The organism is Alphaproteobacteria bacterium, assembly GCA_040216735.1.
Classification (GTDB): Bacteria; Pseudomonadota; Alphaproteobacteria; order SHVP01; family SHVP01; genus CALJDF01.
In genome coordinates this window covers 475026-498347 of sequence record JAVJOO010000004.1, presented here as the reverse complement: position 1 = coordinate 498347, position 23322 = coordinate 475026, and the positions used below count along the sequence as shown (strand labels likewise).

Sequence of the window (23322 nt, the reverse complement as noted above, 5' to 3'; positions counted from 1 at the left end):
ACATAGGGAGTGGCAAGATCGCCGTTGACAGTAGGATTCGCCGTCCGTCCACTAGGAAGCTCATGGATAAGAACAGAGAAAGCCACACAAAACCTCCCAACGTACACGGACCTCGCTTCCTCCTTGCGTTTGGGCTCATGCTGGCCGTCGGCGGCTGCGCAGAAATCATCCCTCGATTTGAACTACGCGACGACTACATGTTCAAACGATTCCTCCAACCTGACCGCGTAGTTGGAGAAATTCGACGAGACGAGTTCGGCAATCCGATTCTCAAACAGCAAGTCGTCGATTGATGTTCAGGATCAGCCAGGTAACGGTCCATGTCGCCGATTGCGATACGGCATGCAGCTGGTATACCGACAAGCTCGGTTTCGTGAAGCACCAAGACGAGACCTACACCGACGGGACACGTTGGTTGACGGTCGCTTCCCCGGACCAACCCGACCTCACTCTGGTATTGGATCAGCGACCGCAATCCCCGAGCGACACGGGGGTGGGTAAATCCCCGGTCTTTGTCGTCGAAACGGATAATTGCCGACGAACTTACGAGACGCTCAAATCCCGCGGCGTCCATTTCAACGACCCGCCAATGGAAGAACCGTGGGGCGTAACCGCCCGTTTCATCGACCTTTACGGCAATGAGTTCCACATGTGCCAACCGCCGAACGGAGACGCCTGATGCATACTTTCGCAATTCCTAAGGATATTGAAGAGCGGGTCAAGCAACGGCGCGGACGGGTGCACGCCTATCAAACTCTCGACCCACGGCGAACCGCACTCATCGTTGTCGATATGCAGAACGCATTCGTGAAGGAAGGTGCCGGTCACGCGTACGTCCCCGAAGCAGCCGGCACCTGTCCGAATATCAATCGACTTGCCGACGCGACACGCGGCGCGGGTGGCACCGTCGTCTGGATTCTCAACACGGTCACAAAAGAATCGCTCGATAGCTGGTCCCACTTTCACCGGGAACTTTCGACCCCGGAGGGCTTTAAGCGCCGCACCGAGTCGATGTCCGAGGGCGCACATGGGCACGAACTTTACGCCGACCTTCGTCCGCATCCGGAAGACCTGACGGTCCGTAAATCGCGCTACAGCGCCTTTATTCAAGGCTCGTCGGACCTCGACCAAGTGCTGCGCAGTCGTGGAATCGATACCGTTCTCATCACAGGGACCGCGACGAATGTTTGCTGCGAGTCGACAGCGCGCGACGCGATGATGCTGAACTACCGCACCCTCATGGTGTCGGATAGTTGTTCAACAAACACGGACGAGCAGCACGCCGCCAGTCTGTACTCTTTTATCATCAATTTCGGCGACGTTCAGACCACAGACGAAGTTGTCTCCTTGTTGGCCGCCGCTCAGGCGCGACCCGTCGCCGCGGAATAGCCGCTAGAGAACTTCTTCGACGTAGGGCGTTTCGGTCCGCATCTGGGTGCGGTCGAGAACTTGGTAGACCTTGCCCCTGGTTGTGCTGTTCTCCAGACAGCGGACGAGTTGCGCTGCGACGTCCGCGCGGGTCACGGTGCCAAGGACATCGGCATTCCGGGTCAGAAAGCCGTTCCCCGTCGCGGGGTCGTCCGACAAGCCGCCCGGTCGCAGGACCGTGTAATCCAGCCCGCTTGCGAACAGATATTCCTCGGCTTTGTTCTTCGCCTCAATCGCGGGACCGAGAAACCCTTGCGCCTTTTCGCCTAGGATGTCCCAAGTGTTGCCACAGCCTATGGCGGTGACGAACAGAAACCGCTTGATGCCTGCGGCTTTCGTCCCATCGATACTGTGCTTGGCGCCGACGAAATCCACCCTCGGTTCGTCGCCGGGCTTGCCGCCGAGCGTACAAATAACCGCGTCGAGCGCGCCGGCCCGGGCAATTGCATCGGCAAGGACGCCCGCGTCAAAGGCGTCGACGATCTCGACTCGCGCCCCCGTCTGCTCGACCGTTGTACGGTCAGACTCGCTCCGAAAGCAGCACGATACGTCGTATCCCTTAGCGCGAAGAACTTTTACCGTCTCGAACCCGACTCGCCGGCTTGCACCGGCTACAAAGATATGAGGCAATGACGACCCTCCCCAGACGCCCGTTTGCGTTCGAGAGAAAGACTACCCTCGGCACGGCCCGCAGTACCAGCCGGACAGCGACAACTAGACGAGATACCGGATGCAACATCGAACCTACAGCTACAAGATTCAGTACCTCGGAGACACCGGTGAACGCGGTCGAGAGTGGTGCACGGTAACGGTGCATGGCAACGGTGATCGAACGCTGCGGGCCCTATGTGAAATGGATGACTCACAGGTCTTGCGCGATGTCACGTCCACCGTCGATATGAACTGGCGACCCAAGGACGTCTTTGTCCGAGTCTCCGTCAGAGACGAATTCCTCGGATCGAGCTGGTTTCGCTTCAACGGCAAGCAAGTCGAGTGCGAAGGGTTTACCGCGAACGAAGGCAGGATTTCCCAAACGATGGCGTTCGACGAACCGCCGCATTCGTTCGTAACCCACCCGGTGGCCTGCGATGTTTGGCATTTTGCCAATATCGAACGATCCAAACAGGAGGAAATACAAACCTTCACGTCCGCCACCTGCTCGCCTCTGGCAAACGGTGCATCGGGCCCGATGCTCGGCATCTCCCAGCATCGCTTCCGTTACCGCGGCAAGGAAACCGTCGAGGCCCCCGCGGGAAGTTTTGAGTGCGAACGCGTCACCTATGTCGACAAGGAAGGGCACGATCGTATGGATGCATGGTGCACGCTGAACGACAGGCTGCTGGTCAAAATGCGTTTCGACGTCCTTTCCACGACCTATTTGTTGCAGGAGACCACGGGAACTCAGGGCTGAGCTACCCCTGTGTTTGGCGCAGCCACAGCCCGGCAATTATCGTCTTGGCGTCAATGATGCGCCCGTTGTCGAGGGCGGAAAAGAACTCCGCATAGCTCCAATCGAGGACGCGGATGTCTTCGTCGGCATCGGTACCGCCGCCCTCGTTCACCCGTTGCCCGAGCTCGGCACAGAACAGCGTCATATGCTCCGCCAGGGTGCCGCTGGCCGGATAGAACCGGTGGATTTGGACGGGGTCGGCGATCTCGTAACCGGCTTCTTCCAACGTCTCGCGGCGAAAGGCATCCACCGGCGTTTCGCCAGGGTCCACCCTGCCCGCCACGACTTCGGTTAGCCAGCCGCCATCGCGGTCCAGGGCCGGTAGGCGGAATTGCTCCACCAGGACGACCCTACGGCGGTGGCGGTCGATCAGGAGTCCGGCTGCGACCTCTCCGACATTGAGGACGAGGCGATTTATCGCTGGGCTCATCCCACCGTCGACCGTGGTATGCTTGAACGCCACCTCTTCAAGGTCGAAGTAGCCCTGGTAAACCGTGTCTCGGCGGATTATTTCTGCTTTCCGCGACATCGTCTCTCCTGTTTGCTGGTGACCTATCCCAACGTCACCTAGTTCAATTCATCCTGTAACGGAAGCTCGCCATGAAACACCGGACCTACCGCGGCAGAATCGATTACATCCACGACGACATCGGCGAACGCGGAAGAGAATGGTTCACGGTTACCGTCCAGCCCGACGGCTCCCGAACATTGCGGTCGCATTGCGAAATGGACGATACCCGCATTCTTCGGGACGTTGTGTATACCGTCGACAAAGAGTGGCGCCCTATCGACTCCTATGTCCGCCTGACCGTCGCGGAGGAGTTTATGGGCGCGGCATGGTTCCGATTTGGACCGACGAACGTCGAATGCGAAGGCTACACGGCGAAGGAAGGCCGCATCTCCCAAAAGGTGCCTGTGATGGAGTGGCCGCGGTCCTTTGGCGCCCACCCGGTTGTCTGCGACATTTGGCATCTCGGCGCATGGGACTGGTCGAGCGGCGAAGCCGAACAAGGTTGGGCATCGATCATGAGTTCGCCGCTACCGAACGGCGCTTCGGGCCCGATGATCGGCCGGGGAAAGTTTCGCGCCCAATTGGTCGGCGACGAAGAAATGACCGTTCCAGCAGGAAAATTTCAAGTTAAGCATTTCGTCTTTCCGCTGCGCGAGTCGGGCCATCCCCCCGAGCACGTGTGGTACCACGGCGACGATCTGTTGTTCGTCAAAATCCGTTGGGATCTCCTCAAGACCACATACGTTCTCGCAGAATACGAAGGGTAGTTATTCCGCCGCCTTGGCGGCGTCACGAACCGCCCGACGGGCGTCCGACGCGAGTTTGGTCTCGCGATAGAGAATATAGATACCGGCCAACACCAACATAACCGAGCCATACCAAACGTTGGGACCGGGCACTTCCTGCCACACGATGTAGCCGATGATCGTTGCCCAGAGCAGGGTGCTATATTCGAACGGCCCGACGATCGCCACCTGCGCAAGGCGAAAGGCCTGGGCGATCGCGAGATGCGCGATTGTTGCGAATACCCCCATCACGGCAAATAGACCCCAATCGGCGAGATCGGGTGACACCCACACGAACGGTAGCGCCGCGAACCCGATCACCGTCGAAACGAGCGAGTGATAGAAAACCATACTTACGTTCGTTTCGGTTCTGCTCAACCAACGCGTTGCAATCATCATTAGCGCGTAGAGGAGAGCCGAAACCACGACGTAGAGCGACGCGGCCTGGAAGGCGGAGGTGCCAGGCTGCACGATGACAAGAACGCCACCGAACCCGAAAAGAATCGCCAACCACCTCCGCAGCCCAACTCGCTCCTTTAGTAGGGGTACCGACAGCGCTGCCATAAATAGCGATCCGGAAAACCCGATTGCGGTCGCATCCGCGAGTTTCATTTCGCGAAGCGCTGCAAAGAACCCAAACATCGCCCCCACGCCCAAGAGCGACCGCATCACCTGCCCTGTTAGGTTCTGAGTTCGCAGAATCCCCGCAATCCCGTGGCCACGGACAAGAAGCGGCAACAAAAACGCGATCGAGAATATTCCTCGCATTGCCAGGATCTGAAAGATTGAGAAGTCGGCGACCAGCCACTTCGCGACAGCGTCCATGCCAGCGAAGAGCGCCATCGCAAGGACGATGTAACCAATTGCGGCTGCGGGCTTATCGGTTGCTGGAGTTGTCATCGTCCTATCCGGTAACGGCGGCCACACTGCCGCTATTTTTACCCTTTGGTAAAGTCACTTGCGCTGGCACCGGCTCCCGTCCACTGCTCTAATGGACGCGATTGGGGGATCACATGCGAACTGTAATGCTCGCCGCCGTCCTTGCTTGCCTGCTGCTCGGCGATACCGTATCGGTTGTCGCCCAGGATTTGGCCCGCTTTGACCCCTCGCGCGGCGTCGGCGGATTTATTGGGACGGTCGAGCCTCTTCAACGCCCGGTAACGCTCTCCTGGGGAGAAAAATCCGGAATCGTTGGAGCGGTTGAGACGTTAAGCCTGATATCCAACGAGCGCCGCGAATCGATCACGACGACATTTACCGGGTCCGTACGACGAACGCGCGGAGGTTTCACGCGTCGCTTTGCAGTGAGCGAGTTGACGATAAACGATCAACACGTCACCGCGGATCGTCCGCTTATCGTCGTCGAAGCATGGTCGGACCCGCAGGGCGGCAATGTGAGTGACCTAGATGTCACATTTCCTGGGTTGATCGAGAAGGGTATCGCGGCACCGCCGCCAAACACGCCACAGCATCAATTGTGGGTGGATTTATTTGCTGCGGATCTCGCATACGCCGACCGGCCGATTCGCATCAATACATCAGTCTTTAACGTAGGTTCCTACCATCGGTTGCTGGAACGACAGGTGCGCGGGATTATGGGCGATGAGGATGCTGTCATCGTCGAAAACGACGTCGCCACCGTTGCCAAGGGGCTCACGACCGTCTCGGGTCGAAAGCTGTTGGTTGCCAAACTGACAGGCAAGATCGTCGGTCGGTCAGGAGCAAATCTTCTGATTTTGGAGATCGGCGGCTTCGGACTCATCGACACGGAAACCGGCCTCTCGAGCGGGACGTCGCGCACGGACATCACCGCGATCCAAGGAGGTCGAGAAGTCCGGCGTACCGTTTTTGTAGACGTTCGCCTGCTAAACTAACGCTGTCACCTGTGACCGTGGCCCCCATTCCGTTGACCGACACGGCGTGATGTAATACCCGCCGTCGATCACCGCACCTGTTAAATGGAGACCGCGAATGAGCAGCGATCCAACCGTTTCCGGCAAGAATACGCCTCAGTTCAATGGCGTTCGAGATGTCCTAACAAACCTGCTCAAGGATGGCCGCGAGGTTGGCTGTGCGGTTTGCGTTTACGCCGACGGTCAAAAGGTCGTGGATCTGTGGGGCGGCGTCGCCAACCCCGAGAGCGGAAGAACCTGGGGCCGCGATACGATTGTTTCGACGTTTTCGGTTTCGAAAGCATTGATTTCGACGATGGGCCACATGCTCGCTGACCGCGGGGTCATCGACTTGGACGAACCCGTCGCCAAGTATTGGCCGGAGTTCGGCCAAAACGGCAAAGAAGGCATTCTCACCCGGCACCTTCTGGATCACCGTTGCGCTATTTCCTATGTCGATCGGCCTCTCGAGTCCGGGGATCTCTACGACTGGGATCTGATGATCGAGGCGATCGAGCAAACCAAGCCGAACTGGGAGCCCGGCGTGCACCCGGTTTATCTCAACATGACCTACGGCTATTTGATGGGCGGTTTGGTTTATCGTCTGACCGGCAAACGTATTGGACAATTCAATCGCGAAGAACTCTGCGGGCCGCTCGGCCTCGATTACAATTTTGCGCTGACGGCCGAGGAAAAGGGACGTTGCGCGACCATCCTTCAGAAAGGGAGCCCGCGGGCGCTTTTCGAAGAAGTCGAGAACAACCCCGACACACTGTTCTCCCGCACGATGCAGGGCTTTGGCCCCAACGAAGATTTCAATTCCGATGGCTGGCGTTCGAACGAGGTCGGGTCGGGACAAGGGCATGGGAATGCCCGCGCCATTGCAGGTCTTTTCGAAATGTTGCGTGCCGGTGGCACGTTCAACGGCACCAAAATCATGAGCCCGAAAACCCGAGACCGCGCGATAACGTTCCAGTGCGAGAGCGATGATATCGACCCAGTCTTGGGCAAACCGGTGCGTTTTGCGCTCGGCTACGAGATTAACAACCCAACATTTCCTATGGGACCGAACCCAAAGGCTTTCGGTCACTGGGGCGCCGGTGGCGCGTTCGGGTTTGGGGATATCAAGAACGGGATCGCATTCGGCTACACGCCCAATTTCATGCACGACAGCCTCGAACTCGGTCCGCGCGGAGAGGCCCTTGTAGAGGCGGTCTTCAAAGCGCTCTAGCAACTGACCGCGCGGCGGACAGCCACTTCGCCAACGGTGACAAGACCGCTGCGATCACGATAGTTCAGCGACGCCCTTCCGGCGGCCGAGAACCTATGCCTCAAGTCGCCGACCTTTCTCCTCCCGTTGCGATCCGCATCACTCTTTTGATGACCGCTTCGCTCGCCGTCATGGCCGGTGCGATCGTTTCACCGTCTCTTCCCGCCCTTGAGCAACATTTTGTTCACGTCGCCCACATCGACTACTTGGCGCGCTTTATCATTACCGTGCCATCGCTGTTCATGGCGATCTTGGCGCCGTTCGCGGGCTACATCATTGACAAGTTCGGACGCCGCAAGCTCTTGATTGGTGGCGTTCTTCTCTACGCGGTATCGGGTACCGCGGGGGCGATTTTCGATTCGATCACGGCGATCTTGATCTCGCGGGCGTTCCTCGGCGTCTCGACCGCAGCGATCATGACGACAGTCGGTACACTGATCGGCGACTACTTCTCTGGCGCGACGCGCAACCGTTTCATGGGTTACCGAAATGCATCCAACAACTTCGGCGGTGTTGTCTACCTCATTTTGGGAGGCTTTATTGCCACCGTCGATTGGCGCGCGCCCTTCTTTATTTATTTGGTGGCCCTCGCTGTCCTGCCGCTCATCGTCCGGTACGTCTTCGAACCGGGCCCAGGAATCGAACGTGACGCGGCAACAGGCGATCCGCAAGTCGCGCCGATTCCGTGGTTGGAGATCAGTTGGCTTTATTTCGCGGCGTTTATCTTTGGCGTCACGTTTTACATGATCCCCACTCAGATTCCCTTCTACTTGATTGAGATGGGCTTCGACGATCCGGCCCTGTCGGGGATCGGCGTTGCTGCCTCTACTCTTGCTACTGCAACGACTGCGTTGTTCTACGGTCGTCTGCGGCGTTACTTAGCCATCGAAACAATGTTCATCTACGGTTTTGCACTTAGTGCGTTTGGGTTCCTGGTGATGGGACTCGCAGCCACACTTCCACTCTTGTTCCTTGGGCTCCTCCTCTTTGGTGCCGGCCAAGGATCGACCACCGCTAACTTTTCTATTCGACTTCTAGACCTAGCGCCCTTGCGCGTTCGTGGAAGAATCATGGGTGGACAGGCCACCGCCATCATGATGGGTTTCTTTATCTCACCTCTGGTAAGTCAAAGCATTGCGACGTTCTTCGGTCTATCGACCTCTTTCCTGACCGCAGCGGCCCTCCTGCTCTTGGTTTCGGTGGTCTTCTTCTTGAGAAGACGGTCGATAGGGAAGCGAACGACCGCATGACCGATTCCAATCAGACACTGGCGGGCACGGGCCCCCCCGACCAGGACCAACGCTTCGCTGTCAGGTTCACGCTCCTGATGACCGGTACGATGACGATCATGGCTGGTGCCACGATCTCACCGGCGCTGCCTGCCTTGGCAGATCACTTTGCCGATTCGCCAAGCGTCGAATACCTCAGCCGCTTCTTGATAACCCTCCCCTCGATCGTTATTGCGATCTTCGCCCCGCTGGCCGGTCTCATCGTGGATCGGTTCGGACGTAAGCGCCTCTTGATTGCCGGGATTTTCCTTTACGGTTTTGCCGGATCCGCTGGCTATTTCCTCGATTCGCTAAGCGGCATCTTGATCAGCAGGGCCGTCCTCGGTTTAGCCGTCGCAGCCGTCATGACGGTCTCCTCAACACTGCTAGGCGATTACTTTTCAGGTCGAGTCCGTGAGCGTTTCATGGGGTTTCGCCAAGGGTTTATCCAGTACGGTGGGGTGGTCTTCCTTACCCTTGGCGGAATCTTGGCGTCGGTCGATTGGCGTGCGCCATTCTTGGTCTATCTACTGGCTTTCGCGATCCTGCCCCTCGCCGTCATCTTTATTTTTGAACCGGATCGCAATCGCACGATCGACGGCGCCGATCTACAAAAGTCCTTGGCCGCGCCCCTTTCCGTTATCGCAATGCTTTACGGCATCGGCGTCTTGCAGAGTGTCGCCTTCTACATGGGTCCCACCCAACTCGCGTTTTTCTTGCGCGATATCGGCGTCGCCAGTCCGACAGTCGCCGGACTGGCGATGGCGCTGATCTCCTTGGCATCGGCGTCCGTTTCGATGTTCTCGTTTGCTTGGTTCCGCCGGGTATTTAGCCGCGACTCGATCTTCATAATCGCATTTGGTGGATTCGGCGTGAGCTATTGGCTCATGGCCGCGGCAACGGACCTCGTGTCCATTCTCTTCGTCCTCAGTCTGACCGGTGCCTGCCTCGGCCTGCTGATGCCTAATCTATCGCTTTGGGTAATCGATATCGCACCGGAACGCCTGCGAGGCCGGATTTTAGGCGGACTGGCGACGAGTATTTTTGTCGGCCATTTCCTCTCGCCCTTGGTGAGCCAACCGATCGCCGAAGTGTGGGGTTTGAGAACGGCTTACGCGCTCCTTGGTTCGGCGATGATCGCGGTAGGAATATTTTTCTTTGTGCGGCGAAGAGGTGCTAGCGCACCGGTTTGAGCCGCTACTGGGTCGGAATCGACAGGGTCGTGTCCTGGCCGTCCTCGCCGATAATATGAATCTCGACTCGCCGATTCTTAGCCCTATTCTCGGCCGAATCGTTCGGCGCAACCGGTTTCGTATCCGAATGACCTTGAACGACCACGCGATCGTTCTTGATAGGCGCAAATTGAAGAAGTTCGGTTACAACCGAAGCTGCCCGCGCCGTCGATAAATCCCAGTTCGACCGAAAACGGTCGGTCGAAATAGGCACGCTGTCGGTATGGCCCTCGACTACGATGGTACCCGGGCTCGTCATCAAGACGTTTGCAACCCGTTGCAGGACCGGTGCCATCGCCGGTGAAAGCGCTTCGCTGCCGGCTGTGAAATACGCGGAGTCGTCAAAACGAATGATGACCGCGTTCCCGCTGCTCTCGACACTGACCTTCCCTTCGGTGACCTCCTTGCGAAGCACCGACTTCAGCGACGAGAACGTTTCTTGCATTTTTTTGCGGGTTTCGTCGTCGCTCTCGCCAACCTGCGAGGCCGCGTTGCCAGCCTCTTCCTTGAACGTGTCGGAGTCGGCCTTTTCCTCACCGATCCGACCCGCTAGCGGTTGATCGAAAGCACCGAGGGCGTCGTTGAACGCTTCGCTCATCGACTCCGACACGTTGCGATACTTGGCCAAGTCAATCGACGAAAACGACATCATCAAAACGAAGAACGCCATCAAGAGGAGAGCCAGATCCGCAAAGGTGACCATCCAGGCGGGCGCGGACGATCCAACGACTTTCTTGATCATCGCTATTTGGCTTTCGTGCGAGCGGCGTGTTGTTCAGTGAGAGACGCCTTCTTTTTCGCCGGACGCGCGGCAGGCCTTGCGCCCTCAGGCGCCGCTGCGGCGCGCTTGGTGCGACGCTCTTCCTGTTCCTCACGCTGATCCGAGGCACCCTGGCGCCGATCATTCTTTACGTAGGCTTCGAGCAACTCAACAATCACACGCGGGTTCTCGCCGCGTTGAATACCGAGAACGCTATCGAGAATAAGTTCCCGGTTGCTGCGATCTTGGATCGCTTTGGTCGAGAGTTTTTCCGCGATCGGATTGGCCAAGAGGTAAGCCACGACGGCGCCGTAGAGCGTCGTGAGGAGCGCGATCGCCATGTTCGGACCGATAGCAGCGGGATCGGCCATTTGGCTCAACGTTTGGACGAGACCGACAAGGGTCCCAATCATTCCGAACGCTGGCGCCGAATCCCCGATCGCGCGGAAAATCCGTTCACCGTTCTCTTCGCGCTGAATGGACTGCGTCATATCGCGGGTAAGAACTTGATGAATGTGTTCCGGCCCTGCGCCGTCCACAATCATCATGATCCCCTTCCGCAAGAAGGAATTACCGATCGGCTGATCTTCGAGCGCGAGGACGCCTTTCTTACGCGCGACAGTTGCCAATTGGCCAGCTTGCTCGATCAACTGTTGGGCATCGGTCCGGCGCGAAATGAATGCAACCTTGATACCGTCCCAAAGGGCTCCGGCTAGATTCGAAATTGGAAATTTGATGAGGGTCGCCGCGAAAGTACCGCCGACGACGATGAGAAAGCCGGGAAGGTTAAGGAACACGCCAAGGTCCGAACCCACCATGACGGCAGCGCCTATAACGCCAACGCCAACAATGAGGCCTAGGAAAGTAGCAATATCCATCTACTTGCCCACTCCAAACCAACTATACATCTTACTCAATTGACTCAATCCGGGGCCTCCTACCCGTTGTAGAACTCGCACCGACCCCCGCATTCTCATTCTCAATAAATCGGGAGTGTTGTCTATAAGGAGACAGCCGAACCGGTGCCGCCCGCATCCTCCTAAGGGTTCCCCCTTAACGTGGCTTTTCACGAAGGCGATGTCATGCGAAGATCACAACCGCCACACAACTTGCTTGAGACAAGTTGTGGCAGGGAAATCCAGAGAAGATTTCATCAAATTCGAAATAACGGTCGACCTTTGGAGTCATTCGGGCCCGCTACATGGCATTAACGTCCGAACAATTTGTCGCAGTAGTACGCGGTCACGAGCGCTATTTGGCTGGCCTCACGGGCGGACGCCGGGCCGACCTCGCGCGCGCAAATTTGTCTGGCCTGCGGTTCCGCAACCTAAAGCTTGGTAACGCGCTTCTCTCGGGGGTCAATTTTTCGGGATGTACACTGAACGGGTGCGATTTCAGTTCGGCAGATTTATTCGGCAGCAACTTCAATGCGGCCGAGGCTGCCGGCGCAAGTTTCGAACGAAGCGACCTGAGAGGCGCCAGCTTTCGACGCGCAAAGCTGCCTGAGGCGAACTTCGAAGGTGCGGACTTGCGTCCCGGACTTATCATCGGCGGCGATGACGGCTCCCTCGCCCGCACCGGCCTGGTCACCCAGGGCCGCCCTGCCGCGGTCGACCTATCCGGTGCCGATTTAAGCTCCGCGTCGTTCGAGGGCGCCCAGCTGCGGCAAGCCAATTTCAGCAGCGCCAACCTTCAACACGCCAACCTCTCGAATGCGACCGCCCAGGGCGCGAACTTCCGGGGATCGGTTCTGAGTGGCGCCAATCTTACTGGGATGAACCTTGAGGGCGCGAGTATCAGTCCGGGAACCGCGACCCTTCCCGTCGATGTTCAAACGATGCTACGCGATCACGCGCTGTGGGTAGACACCTTCGGCGAAGAGGGCAAACGCGCCGATCTCAGCAAAATCGACCTTAGCGGGCACAACCTCGCGGGCGTCTACCTGAGCGGCGCCAACCTGCGCGGCGCCAATCTCAGCGGCGCCAACCTTTCGCGGGCCCTTTTGATCCTCGCCGACCTCCGCGACACCGATTTGTCGGGAACCGACATCCGCCGCGCCGAGGTATCCGGTGCCAATTTTACCGGGAGCAACCTAAGGCGCGCCCGGCTGAGCGAGACCAAAGGTGACCCGATGGAGATCATCGGTAACGGTGGAAAGAAAACCGGCCAAAAACAGGTCACGCGATTTGCATCGGCCCAACTCACGGCGGCCCAACTCAACGGTGCGCTTTTACGCGATGCGGATTTCAAAGACGCCGACTTAACGGATACGGCCTGTGAAGGCGCAAAATTCGCGCGCGCTGTTTTCGCTGGCGCCGATCTATCGGGGGCGGTGTTCAGCCGGGTGGATTTATCGGAGGCCGATCTTTCGGGCGCCAAACTGACGGGAACACGGTTCGACTTTGCGAATCTAAGAAACACCATTCTGACGGGAACGGATGTTTCCGGCGCTGCACTAGTCGGCGCGGACCTCACCGGGACAGGCCTCGCCAAAAAGTCCTGAGTTGCTCAGGTATTGGACACACGCGCGGCGCAAGACAATGCAGCACGACTTCGGGCAACGAATCCAACTACGCGACGCATCCATCGATCCGGACGCGAAGCGCAATGTTATGGAACTTTGGCGCGCCAGGCTTGCGGCGTTGCTTGGCACCCTCGAGGATAGGCGAAACAGGACCAAATACTTCTACGCCAAGCTCTTCCTATTTTTCGTCGGTTTGAACGTTCTTTGCTATTGGATCGCGATGGTGACGGCGTTTCCCGAAGTCGCCTTTGGGCCGGAACGCGTTCACTATTTCTGGGTGCAGGTGCCGGTCGGCCTCCTCGGCGCCGTATTCGATTCGCTTTCGCTATTCGTCACGCTCTACATGGTGCGCCGGGCGCTAACAAGGACCTCGAACCTGTCCTATGCGACACATCTGAGTGTAGACGGGGTCGTTGCCGGGCTCGCGACGTTGTGGGTGCTGTTCGTGTTCTCGGTCTCGGGGTGGCTCGTCAGTGTCGTCGGTATGGCGCCTGAGTCGTTGGCTGAGCGCGGCAGCGTGTATCAAGACCGGCTCGTGCGCGCCCTGCAAGACCCGACGGGCCGGGATGAACTCAAGAATATCTACTTCGGGATCGTGATGGGGTTATCGGCGATGATCCCCACCCTCACTCACCTTTACCTCTCGCTGCGGTCGGTCGGTTCTGTGGCCCGGCGATCCTTCGTGATCGCCACTTCGCGGATCAGTTGACCAGAAACTGAAGCGGCAGGCCGTCCGCCAGGTTGCGCCGCAACCGGCGGTCGGCGCTGGAAAAGAGAACCTTGAAGACGTTGTGATCGTCGGTAATGGGCGGAACGCCTTGAATTGCCGCCGCATCGATCCGGTGGACGTTGCCGGCCGCAATACTGAAGTTTTGGCGCAAGAAAGCCGGCAACTGGGTGGGACGCAAAGGATCGGGCGCGCCGAGATCGACCTTCGCCGCCGCCAAATACGCCGCCCCGTCGGGCGAGCGAAACTCGAACAACTCCGGAAATACCGAAGCGATCGTGGCCCGCACCCGTTGATTGGGACGCTCGTCCTGCGAATCGAAAAACGCGTTGATCACGAGGACCGAGTCTCGGTCCATGCACTTCGCCAAATCGGCGAAGAATTCGTGGGTCATCAAATAATCGGGCGTGTTGTCACCGTGAAACAAGTCGACAATGGCGACATCGTAGGTCCGGCCGCAGTGGCGAACGTAGGTGCGGGCATCTTCGATGCGGACATCGACGAGATCGCTGTCGAAGCGAAAGTACTCGCGCGCGGCGCGGAGAGCGTCGCGGTTGATCTCGACCACGGTCACGTCGAGGCCGTCCGCCTGGAGGTTGCGGGGAACGATCCCTGCCCCGAGCCCTAAAATCAGAGCGCTTTTCGGATCGGTGCGGAAGGCGAAGGGAATCGATTCCAAGAAATAGGTATAGAGCGAAATCGACGATCCATCGCCGAGCGCCCGGTTCTGCACCAATCCGTCCTGTAGAAAGGCAACAAGCGGTTCGGCGCCGATTGTCCGGGGGGTCAGTTCGATGATCTTGATGTTGCCGAAGACCGAGGTGTACTCGGCCTTGATTTCAAATTCGAAGTCGGGCTTGCCGCCGACCATTTGGAGGTAGCGCTGCTGCCCCAGCAAAAGGGCACCGGCAACAACGATTGCGATCGCCGTGCCGCCGAACAGCCACGCGCGCTGCCGCCCCGTAAGGCCCTTCGATGCGGCGGTGTAGATCAGAACGAGGGCGCAGAGCGCCAGGGCCAGGAACAGGACGCCGGTATAGTTGCGCATGAGCGGAATGAAGAGAAAGGCCGTGGCCAGGACGCCGGCGACCGAGCCGATGGTGCTGACGAAGAACACGCGCCCGGCGCCGCCGTCGCCGCGATCGTCCCGCCCGCGTTGCAGGGCAACCAGTAACGGGTTCATGCCCGAGAGCGCCACCAAAGGGAACGCGAGGAGAATGGCGCTGCCGAGGAAGCTCGCGAACACGAGGTTCGCGCCGGTCAGGAGCGGAAACAACACCGGATAAGCCGCGGCACCAAGGGCAATCGCCAGGGCGGCCGCCGCCGGCGCGGCGAGGTAGGCGAATTCCAATGACGACTGACTGAGCCGCTTGCTGAGAATGCTGCCGCCGTAATAACCGACCGCTAAGAAGGTTAGCGTGATCGAGAGAATGCCGGCCCAGATGAACAGGCTGACTCCGAAATAGGGCGTGAGAATGCGGGAGGCGAGAACTTCAAGGGCGAGGACCGCGGCCCCCGTCAGGAAAATCATCACTTCGTGGCGGATCGACGTGGTCAAGGCGGTCTCCTCGCAGTCTGATCGCGCCCCGGTCTAGGCGGTAGTCCCACGTAAGTGGATGCGTCGGCCGGCCCACTTTGGCGCGCCGGCGGCCACTGCGGAATGGGGTGAGCGAGGGGTCTCGAACCCCCGACCTCCGGGACCACAACCCGGCGCTCTGACCAACTGAGCTACGCCCACCACAAGACCGACCGGGACTGGCCCGGGCGCCTTATTTGCCCGACCGGTGGGAAGCCGTCAAGAATGGTCCGTTACTGTACGGTCGCGGCGACCCCTTCAAGCTTGTCCAGGTCCATGATCCGGCTGAGATCCAGAACCCCGAGGAGCCGCCCTTCGTAGTTGATGATCTGCGGGACGAGCTTGGCGCCGCCGCCTTGCAGTTCCGGCATCGGTTGGATGGCACTCGGGTTGACCGAGAGAATGTCCGAAACCGCATCGACGACAAGTCCGACCACGTGGTGTTCGATCCGTACAATCACGACGACATTCGATTTGGCAATGTCCGTGGTGCCGTCACCGAAACAGGCTTTGAGGTCGATGATGGGCACGATCGCGCCGCGCAAATTGACGATCCCGAGAACCTCATTTGGCGAGTTCGGGACACCGGTAACCGGCGACCAGCCGCGAATTTCGCGTACCGACAGGATGTCGATCCCGTATTCCCGGTCGTCGACCTGAAAGGCGATGAACTGCGCAGTTGCCCGCTCGGCGTTGTTGACCGCTTCGCGGTGATCTTCTTTGGCATAGGACTCTGTCGTCATCGCCTGTCCTCCTAGCCCACGCAAGGCTCAAAAAAAGGTTCGTTGGAACGGTATACCCCGCGTCGGCGCTCAACAAAATACGGGCAATTGCGTATCGGGTCCGGATTCCTCCCAAGCGTCCACTCGGCGCACCACGATACGCCAACTCAGGAAAACTTAAGAAAAGTGGGCTTTTAGGCGCTCTAGCGCCGCGTCGATCGTGGCGTCCTCTTTACAAAAGCAGAACCGGGCAAAATGCGCGGGCCCGTCGCCACCCATGTAGAAGGCACTGACCGGGACGCCGGTGACGCCAGCCTCAACGGTAATATGCCGGCAAAACTCTTCATCGCTCCCCATGAACCCGAGGGGGCGGAAATCTGCGTTGAGGAAGTAGGTCCCCTGACACGGCGCGACTGCAAAGCCGATCTCCGTTAGGCCCTTGGCCAAACGGTCCCGGCTGGCCTGCATGTCGCCGCTGAGCGCCGCGAAGTAGGCGTCTTCCTTGGCTAGACCGTAGGCAACGGCGCGCTGGAGATTGGGCGGCGTGGTGAAGGTGAGGAATTGGTGGGCTTTTGCGACCGGTGCCATGACCTCGGGCGCGGCGGTGCCGTACCCCACTTTCCAGCCGGTCAGCGAAAAGGTCTTCCCGGCCGAGCCAATTCGGATGCAGCGCTCGCGCATGCCCGGAAGCGTCATCAGAGGAACGTGCGGCGTACCGTCGAAAACGATGTGCTCGTAGACCTCGTCGCAAATAGCATAGGCATCGTGCCGTTGGACGAGATCGGCGACTGCCTCGAGTTCCGCCCGAGTGAAGACTTTTCCGGCTGGATTGAGCGGTGAGTTGATCAGGATTGCTTTGGTCTTGGGTCCAAACGCCGCCGCGAGCTCGTCCAGCGGCACCCGCCAATCCGGCGGCTGGAGACGGACGAGCTTGACCGTCGCACCCGCCAACTGGGCGATCGGTATGTAGGAATCGTATAGCGGTTCGAACATGACGATCTCATCGCCCCGGTCCAGCAGGCCGAAAAGCGCCGCCGCGAGGACCTCGGTCGCCCCCGATGCCACGATCGTTTCGTGCTGCCAATCGACGTCGATGTCGTAGAAGCGTTTGTCGTGGGCCGCGACGGCTTGGCGAAGCGCCGGAACGCCCATCATCGGCGGATACTGGTTAGGCGCGTCGTCCAACGCTTCGTGGGCGACGGCGCGTACATCGTCAGGCCCGTTCCCATCCGGGAACCCCTGACCGAGATTGACCGATTTGTGCTCGATCGCGAGGCGCGACATGACCTCGAAAATCGTTGTGCCGAAGGAAGAGAGAACGGAGTTGGCTGGTTTCATCTAAGCTCTTTCCGGTTGGCTACACCCAGCGGCGGACGCGGGCGCGGTAAGCCCGGTAGCGGTCGCCGAACACATCGTCGAGGTAGGCCTCTTCGCGCAGGACCACGCCGACGTGAATGACGAGCATCACCGGTACCGCCGCGATCAAGACCCACGGCATATTGGCGCCCACGCCGAATCCCAGCATCAACAACAGCGTGCCGAGGTACAGCGGGTTGCGGGTACGGGCGTAGGGACCCGTTTCGACGAGCGCCGACGGCATGTGATGCGGATCGGGCGAGCTTGCGGCTTTGCGATAGGCCTGCATCGCCGACATGGTCAACGCGATGCCGCCCACGGCCAGCAGTAATCCCGCGACGCCGCCGACCCAACCCAAGCCGAGCGAGAGCGGCTGAACGAACTGGTCGAGCGCCAGACTGGCGATCATCGCGCTCAGGAAGACGGCGGGCGGTTGGGCCACGAGTTTGGGCAACTTCAACTCGCCGATGTCGTCTTCGGCTAGCGGATGGGCGCTGACCCGGTCGTCGTTCCAACCCGGCGGTTTACGGCGAAAAATCATGGCGCGAACCTATAGCGCAACGGCGCGGACAAATCGCCCTTCGTGTTCGGTGGAACGACCGGGCGCGCCGCGAACAAGGCAGCGTTGGGGGCGAGGCGACTCGCGCGCCACACCCGTTTAGGGGCCCATTGGGTCTCACGTCGGTTGGCAATCGCTCACTGGAGTGGCCCCTTTCAAATACATGCTTTCCGCCGAAACAAAGCCAACTCGCGCGGATTTCCTCGGTTTCGCGCCGGGCGAAAAGGTCCGTCCCCTGCCCTAGCGATCCGTGTCCCCCGGTTTGGCGAATTCGTCGACGACGGTCCCCCCCTCGGCTGGTCCTGCGTCCTCGATGCCCTCGGGGAGGCGGCCGCGAAAAAAATGAATCGCGTTTTCCGGGCCGACAATCTCGTTGTACTCCGCCAGGACCGGACCGATTGCCGTGAAAAATTGCTCGGTGTCCATCTCCTCGGGTTCTTCAGTCGGCACCCCAGTAACCCAGGGTCTCGATGGGTCGGGTTTCGCTTTGTCCGGCATCGCTGGGGCCGATCTCGCTTGGGCCCGGGCGTTGACCTTGGTGGCAGTCACCGGATCGACGCCATCGCGTAACCCCTGGAGTGCCATGAGCATGTCGAGGGTGCGCTGCTGCATCCGCTGGAGGTGCGCTTCGTGCCGGTTGATCCGGGCGATCGCCGAATCGATCCCGCCGGCGGCATGGGCACGGCCCCACAGTTGGGGCAAATCGACCGCGACCGCACCGCTGTCGTCGAGGTCGTCGTTGGCAGGGGCGAAATCCAGCTCGTGGGCGGCGTAGATCGCATTCTCCGCTGCGGCAACTCGGGTGAGACGCCACATGACGGTTGCCAAACGCGCCACCAGGGCAGTCTCGGCGACCCCGTCGGGGGCAAAGCGGATGCGCAGGTCTTCGTAGAGATTGTCGAAAGCGGCGCGGTCCTCGCCCGTGTCGGGCGTGCTCGTGCCATAGAGTCCGTGGCTTTGGGCGTTGCGAGCGATCGCGGCTTTGCCGGCGCGCGTGCGCGGACCGGTGCTGGCTTGGGCGTTCGCGCGGTTGGCGGCGGCCTTGGCGTCGGAGACGATCATGGGGGCGGTCCTTTCGGTGTGCGGAAAAAGGTCCCGTCCCACGTAATCCCGGGCATGCCGGCAATCCAATCACACTCGCTGTCCCCGTCATCACAATCGGTGTCCCCGAGATTTGCAGATTGCTGGGGCCCCACTTTCTGGACAGCGGCCGTTCGGATCGTTCAATCTCCTGCCCCATGACCATCCCATGCGCCGCAACGACACCATGCTGACCCCCCCATCCCTCAAGAATGAGGCGGCACGTCTAGAAGCGTTGGCGTTTCTGGATGTCCTCGACACGCCGCCGGAGGGCCAGTTCGACGATATCGTACGGTTGGCGGCGTATGTCTGCGGCACCCCGATCGCCCTGGTGAGTTTGATCGATCGGGAGCGCCAATGGTTCAAGGCGCGGTTCGGCCTTGACGCGCGCGAAACGCCGCGGGCGGTTTCGTTTTGCGGTCATGCGATCAACCAGAGTTCTATCTTCGAAGTTCCCGACGCCCACCTCGACGCGCGTTTTGCCGATAATCCCCTGGTGGTGGAGCCGCCCCATGTCCGCGCCTACGCCGGCGCGCCGTTGATTACGGCGGAGGGGTTCGCCGTCGGCACGCTGTGCGTCATCGACCACGAACCGCGCACGCTCACGGCGCAGCAGCGGGACGCGTTGAAGGTTCTGTCCAATCAGGTGATGACCCTCCTGGAAAGCCGCCGTGTCAAACCGCTGATGCAAAAGGTCCAGGGATTTCTGGAGCATTCGCCGGCGGCCATCGTGTTCAAGGATCGCGACGGGCGTTTTACCCATGCGAACCGGATGTTTTGCGATTGGATGGCCCAGCCATTAGCCGACATCGTCGGCCGAACCAGTTCCGAGATCCACGACGAACCGACCGCCGCCGCGTTCGGCGAACTAGACCGGCAGGTCGCCCGCGACGGCGTCCCGGTCAAGGGCGAGAATACGCTGACCTTTCCCGATGGCGCCGAGCGGCGGGTGTCGTCGATCAAGTTCCCGGTGTTCGATGCCGGCGGCGACGTGATCGAGGTCGCCTCAATCCATACCGACGTTACCAAGCAGCATGCGGCCGAAGAGACACTGCGCCAAGCCCAGCGGATGGAGGCCGTCGGTCAGCTCACCGGTGGGGTCGCGCACGATTTCAACAACCTGTTGACGATCGTGCAGGGCAACCTTGAGCTGTTGGACACGCTGATCGATTCGCCCGAGACCCAACGACGCATCGGCACCGCCCTTCGCGCCTTGGATCAGGGGCGGGCATTAGTTCGTCAGTTGATGTCCTTCGCTCGCAAACAGGTCCTCAAGCCTCAAGTCGTGCATCCGGCGGAGGCGGTGGCTCACATCAACGAATTACTGGGCCGTACATTGCGGAGCAACATCGTGGTGAATACCTCGGTGGCTGCCGATCTTCCGCCAGTTTTTGTCGACCCCGCCCAACTCGAAGCGGCACTCCTTAACCTGACGTTGAACGCCCAGGACGCGATGCCGGAGGGCGGCCGCATCGATATCGAGGCGCGCATCGACGGCCCCGCGTCGGTTCGCCTTGCGGTCCGCGACACAGGCACCGGGATCCCCCAAGCGCTGCTCCAGTCCGTCCTCGAACCGTTCTTCACCACCAAGCCGCCTGGCCTCGGGTCGGGGCTCGGCCTGAGCATGGTGTATGGCTTCGCCAAGCAAAGCGGGGGCGATCTGACGATCGACTCGACGGAAGGCAGCGGCACGACAGTGGCGCTTTCGCTGCCGATCGCTCCGAAGGATGCCAAGCATACGCCGCACGAAACAGGTGTTCCCGTACACGGTCGGGGCCGGGTCTTACTTGTGGAGGATAACGAGGGCCTGCGCGAAATGGCCGGGGATATGATCGCGGCCCTGGGATATCAGTTCGATGTGGCCGCCGATGGGCGCGAGGCGCTAGACCTCCTGAGCGGCGCCAAGCGCTACGACATCCTTTTTTCCGATGTGATGTTGCCGGGCGCAATGAACGGTCGCGACCTTGCCGATCGGGTGCGCCAGACCCATCCCGCGATGCGGATCGTGTTGACCTCCGGCTACGACGCCAGTGGCGCCGGTTCCGCTGCGCCTGGACGCGCGAATTCCCAGTACCGATTTCTTCCCAAGCCCTACCGTATGCACGATCTGTCGCAGGCCCTCGCGGCAGACGGTTAACCGGCCTCCGCCGCGTCGCGCGGGTTTCCGAGATGCGCTATAGGAAGTGCGGCAATCGCACCTGAGGAGACACCGATGCACTTGGCGCAACGCATGGCACAATTGGGCACCGAGACTGCCTTCGACGTCTTGGCCCGCGCGGAAGCGCTGCGCGCCAAGGGCAAGGATGTCATCAACCTCGGGATCGGGCAGCCAGATTTTCCGACGCCGCCGCACATCGTCGAAGCCGCGGTCAAGGCGCTGCAGGACGGACACCACGGCTATACCCCGGCCAACGGTATCCTACCGCTACGCGAGGCCGTCGCCGCCGACGTTCTGAAATACCGCGGGGTCGAGATCGATCCAGGTAACGTCGTCATCATGCCGGGCGGCAAGCCGACCATGTTCTTTTCGATCCTGATGTTCGGCGAGCAAGGCACTGAAATCATGTACCCCAACCCCGGATTCCCGATCTACGAATCGGTGATCCGGTTTTCCGGCGCGACGCCGGTGCCGATCGAACTGCACGAGTCCTCGGGCTTTTCGTTTTCGGCCGACGACGTCCTTGGGCGGATCACCGACAAGACCCGACTGATTATCGTCAACACCCCGGCCAACCCCACCGGGGGTATCGTTAAAAAGGAAGAATTGAACAAGTTTGCCAAAGGGTTAGATAGATTTCCTCATGTAACGGTTCTGTCCGACGAAATCTATTCCCGGATGCTGTATGACGGTCATACCCACACCTCGCTGCTGGCCTATCCGGCCCTGCACGATCGGCTGATCGTGCTGGACGGCTGGTCCAAGACCTATGCGATGACGGGGTGGCGCCTGGGGTGGAGCCTGTGGCCCCCGGCACTGGCACCGTTGGCGGCGAAGCTCGCGGTCAACGACCACTCTTGCGTCAACGCCGCGACCCAATGGGCGGGCGTGGCCGCACTGAACGGTCCGCAGGATGCGGTCGAGGCCATGGTGAGGGCCTTCGACGAACGGCGGCAATTGATCGTTGCGCGGCTCAACGCCCTGCCCGGCTTTTCCTGCGTGACGCCGCTGGGCGCGTTCTACGCCTTTCCCAACATCACCGGCACCGGGCGAAGCGCCCAGGCGCTGCAGGACGCGATGCTCAACGAGGCCGGCGTCGCGACCGTCGCCGGAACGAGTTTCGGCGCCCTTGGCGAGGGGTATGTGCGGTTCTCCTATGCGGCCTCAAGCGCGCAAATCGATGAAGCGATGACGCGCATCGCCAAGATCCTTTAACCCATGAGCGGGCGCGTCGCCGGACGGGTCGCGCTGATCGTGGGTGGCGCCGGCCATATCGGCGGCGCCAGCGCGCTGGCCCTGGCGCGCGAGGGTGCCGCGGTGGTGATCACCGGGCGCGATCCGGACAAAGGCGAGGCCCGGCGCCAAACGATCCACGAGGCCGGCGGAACGGCCCGGTTCGTTCCCCACGAGGTGACCGAAGCCGATGCCTGGCCCCGGTTATTCGCCGATGTCGCGGCCCGCGAGGGCGTCCCCGACATCGTGGTGTGCAGCGCCGGGAAAGCCTTCCTCGCCACCTTGGAGAAAAGCACGCCGGCGGACCTGTTGGGTGCCTTGGCGGTCAACCTCGAGGGCGTGTTCCTGGCGGCACAGGCGGCCTTTGCCGCGTGGCGCGCCGTGCCCAAGGGCGGCAATTTCATGGCGATTTCGGGGGTCAACGGGTTGCGCGGCGCGCCCAATGCCAGCATCCATTCGGCGGCTAAGGGATGCATGACCGGACTGGTCCGCGGCCTCGCCGCCGAAGGCAAGGCCGATGGGATTTCAGCCAATACGATCCACCCCTCGTTGACCTGGCCGGGCGGCCAGCCGCCGCCGCGCGCGGCGCAAATCTTTGGCGCCGACCGGCTGGCGGCGCACATGGCCAATACCCGGGCGATCACGCCGATGGGGCGCATCGGAGAGCCCGAGGACATTGCCGACGCGGTGCTGTTCCTCGCCGAACAAACGCGGCCGCTGATTACCGGGCAGCAGATTGCGGTGGACGGCGGGCGCACGGCGGGTGAGTTCCGACGGGTTTAGCCGGAACG

Annotated in this window: 24 protein-coding genes and 1 tRNA gene; 14 read left to right on the top strand and 11 right to left on the bottom strand. The window is 60.4% G+C overall.

Translation table 11 applies throughout. The features are described from left to right. Window positions 1-62 precede the first annotated feature (62 nt). Genes RID42_12800 through RID42_12790 form a run of 3 tightly spaced genes read left to right on the top strand, consistent with a single transcriptional unit; the run spans window position 63 to window position 1389 of the window. Window positions 63-293 carry a hypothetical protein gene (locus RID42_12800; GenBank protein ID MEQ8248549.1) on the top strand — a complete coding sequence of 77 codons (231 nt, stop codon included), beginning with the start codon at window positions 63-65 and terminating at the stop codon, window positions 291-293. Further along, complete coding sequence (locus tag RID42_12795) at window positions 293-679, top strand: VOC family protein (GenBank protein MEQ8248548.1); 387 nt, start codon at window positions 293-295, stop codon at window positions 677-679. The genes RID42_12800 and RID42_12795 overlap by 1 nt, the downstream gene beginning before the upstream one ends. After that, on the top strand, window positions 679-1389 hold the full coding sequence (locus tag RID42_12790; protein MEQ8248547.1) for an isochorismatase family cysteine hydrolase: 711 nt from the start codon (window positions 679-681) through the stop codon (window positions 1387-1389). The genes RID42_12795 and RID42_12790 overlap by 1 nt, the downstream gene beginning before the upstream one ends. A gap of 3 nt (window positions 1390-1392) precedes the next feature. On the opposite strand, the gene RID42_12785 is transcribed toward RID42_12790, so the two are convergent. Then, window positions 1393-2058 carry an SDR family oxidoreductase gene (locus RID42_12785; protein MEQ8248546.1) on the bottom strand — a complete coding sequence of 222 codons (666 nt, stop codon included), beginning with the start codon at window positions 2056-2058 and terminating at the stop codon, window positions 1393-1395. 100 nt (window positions 2059-2158) lie between these two features. Between RID42_12785 and RID42_12780 the strand changes: the two genes are divergently transcribed. Further along, the gene (locus RID42_12780) at window positions 2159-2839 is read left to right on the top strand and encodes a DUF3108 domain-containing protein (protein ID MEQ8248545.1); all 681 of its coding nucleotides are present in this window, start codon (window positions 2159-2161) and stop codon (window positions 2837-2839) included. Between the two features lies 1 nt (window position 2840). Here the strand turns inward: RID42_12780 and RID42_12775 are convergent, their stop codons facing one another. Beyond that, complete coding sequence (locus RID42_12775) at window positions 2841-3407, bottom strand: NUDIX domain-containing protein (GenBank protein ID MEQ8248544.1); 567 nt, start codon at window positions 3405-3407, stop codon at window positions 2841-2843. A gap of 71 nt (window positions 3408-3478) precedes the next feature. Between RID42_12775 and RID42_12770 the strand changes: the two genes are divergently transcribed. Then, window positions 3479-4156 carry a hypothetical protein gene (locus tag RID42_12770; protein MEQ8248543.1) on the top strand — a complete coding sequence of 226 codons (678 nt, stop codon included), beginning with the start codon at window positions 3479-3481 and terminating at the stop codon, window positions 4154-4156. Here the strand turns inward: RID42_12770 and RID42_12765 are convergent, their stop codons facing one another. After that, window positions 4157-5074 (bottom strand): DMT family transporter, encoded by a 918-nt coding sequence (locus RID42_12765; protein MEQ8248542.1) that lies wholly within the window; start codon window positions 5072-5074, stop codon window positions 4157-4159. It abuts the gene before it with no gap. A gap of 113 nt (window positions 5075-5187) precedes the next feature. Here RID42_12765 and RID42_12760 point away from each other — a divergent pair, with 113 nt between their 5' ends. The 4 genes from RID42_12760 (at window position 5188) to RID42_12745 (ending at window position 9797) form a co-directional block, all read left to right on the top strand. Then, window positions 5188-6048: a hypothetical protein gene (locus RID42_12760; GenBank protein ID MEQ8248541.1), complete on the top strand. Its 861-nt coding sequence runs from the start codon at window positions 5188-5190 to the stop codon at window positions 6046-6048. Window positions 6049-6145: 97 nt separating this feature from the next. After that, complete coding sequence (locus tag RID42_12755; GenBank protein MEQ8248540.1) at window positions 6146-7297, top strand: serine hydrolase domain-containing protein; 1152 nt, start codon at window positions 6146-6148, stop codon at window positions 7295-7297. Window positions 7298-7392: 95 nt separating this feature from the next. Beyond that, entirely contained in the window at window positions 7393-8586 is a 1194-nt protein-coding gene (locus RID42_12750) for an MFS transporter (GenBank protein MEQ8248539.1), read from the top strand. Beyond that, the gene (locus RID42_12745; protein ID MEQ8248538.1) at window positions 8583-9797 is read left to right on the top strand and encodes an MFS transporter; all 1215 of its coding nucleotides are present in this window, start codon (window positions 8583-8585) and stop codon (window positions 9795-9797) included. The genes RID42_12750 and RID42_12745 overlap by 4 nt, the downstream gene beginning before the upstream one ends. A gap of 4 nt (window positions 9798-9801) precedes the next feature. Here the strand turns inward: RID42_12745 and tssL are convergent, their stop codons facing one another. Both tssL and RID42_12735 read right to left on the bottom strand, forming a co-directional pair. Continuing rightward, the gene (gene tssL / locus RID42_12740) at window positions 9802-10578 is read right to left on the bottom strand and encodes a type VI secretion system protein TssL, long form (GenBank protein ID MEQ8248537.1); all 777 of its coding nucleotides are present in this window, start codon (window positions 10576-10578) and stop codon (window positions 9802-9804) included. 2 nt (window positions 10579-10580) lie between these two features. Continuing rightward, a complete protein-coding gene (locus tag RID42_12735; GenBank protein ID MEQ8248536.1) occupies window positions 10581-11474 on the bottom strand; it encodes a MotA/TolQ/ExbB proton channel family protein in 894 nt (297 codons plus the stop codon). Between the two features lie 323 nt (window positions 11475-11797). Between RID42_12735 and RID42_12730 the strand changes: the two genes are divergently transcribed. Both RID42_12730 and RID42_12725 read left to right on the top strand, forming a co-directional pair. Further along, the gene (locus RID42_12730; protein ID MEQ8248535.1) at window positions 11798-13099 is read left to right on the top strand and encodes a pentapeptide repeat-containing protein; all 1302 of its coding nucleotides are present in this window, start codon (window positions 11798-11800) and stop codon (window positions 13097-13099) included. Window positions 13100-13136: 37 nt separating this feature from the next. Then, entirely contained in the window at window positions 13137-13829 is a 693-nt protein-coding gene (locus RID42_12725) for a hypothetical protein (protein ID MEQ8248534.1), read from the top strand. On the opposite strand, the gene RID42_12720 is transcribed toward RID42_12725, so the two are convergent. The 6 genes from RID42_12720 to RID42_12695 all read right to left on the bottom strand — a co-directional run bounded on the left by RID42_12720 (window position 13822) and on the right by RID42_12695 (window position 19122). Then, entirely contained in the window at window positions 13822-15405 is a 1584-nt protein-coding gene (locus RID42_12720; protein MEQ8248533.1) for a fused MFS/spermidine synthase, read from the bottom strand. The genes RID42_12725 and RID42_12720 overlap by 8 nt on opposite strands. Before the next feature lie 103 nt (window positions 15406-15508). Continuing rightward, a tRNA-His gene (locus RID42_12715) sits at window positions 15509-15585 on the bottom strand. 71 nt (window positions 15586-15656) lie between these two features. After that, window positions 15657-16166 carry a chemotaxis protein CheW gene (locus RID42_12710; GenBank protein MEQ8248532.1) on the bottom strand — a complete coding sequence of 170 codons (510 nt, stop codon included), beginning with the start codon at window positions 16164-16166 and terminating at the stop codon, window positions 15657-15659. A 156-nt stretch (window positions 16167-16322) separates the two neighbouring features. Next, window positions 16323-17483 carry an aminotransferase gene (locus tag RID42_12705; GenBank protein MEQ8248531.1) on the bottom strand — a complete coding sequence of 387 codons (1161 nt, stop codon included), beginning with the start codon at window positions 17481-17483 and terminating at the stop codon, window positions 16323-16325. A gap of 19 nt (window positions 17484-17502) precedes the next feature. Continuing rightward, the gene (locus RID42_12700) at window positions 17503-18042 is read right to left on the bottom strand and encodes a methyltransferase (GenBank protein ID MEQ8248530.1); all 540 of its coding nucleotides are present in this window, start codon (window positions 18040-18042) and stop codon (window positions 17503-17505) included. A gap of 258 nt (window positions 18043-18300) precedes the next feature. Continuing rightward, the gene (locus RID42_12695) at window positions 18301-19122 is read right to left on the bottom strand and encodes a hypothetical protein (protein ID MEQ8248529.1); all 822 of its coding nucleotides are present in this window, start codon (window positions 19120-19122) and stop codon (window positions 18301-18303) included. A 187-nt stretch (window positions 19123-19309) separates the two neighbouring features. On the opposite strand from RID42_12695, the gene RID42_12690 reads away from it, so the two are divergent. From RID42_12690 to RID42_12680, 3 genes are all read left to right on the top strand, one after another. After that, window positions 19310-21277 (top strand): PAS domain-containing protein, encoded by a 1968-nt coding sequence (locus RID42_12690; protein ID MEQ8248528.1) that lies wholly within the window; start codon window positions 19310-19312, stop codon window positions 21275-21277. A 75-nt stretch (window positions 21278-21352) separates the two neighbouring features. Beyond that, window positions 21353-22513: a pyridoxal phosphate-dependent aminotransferase gene (locus RID42_12685; GenBank protein MEQ8248527.1), complete on the top strand. Its 1161-nt coding sequence runs from the start codon at window positions 21353-21355 to the stop codon at window positions 22511-22513. A gap of 3 nt (window positions 22514-22516) precedes the next feature. Next, window positions 22517-23314 carry an SDR family oxidoreductase gene (locus tag RID42_12680; protein MEQ8248526.1) on the top strand — a complete coding sequence of 266 codons (798 nt, stop codon included), beginning with the start codon at window positions 22517-22519 and terminating at the stop codon, window positions 23312-23314. Window positions 23315-23322 lie beyond the last annotated feature (8 nt).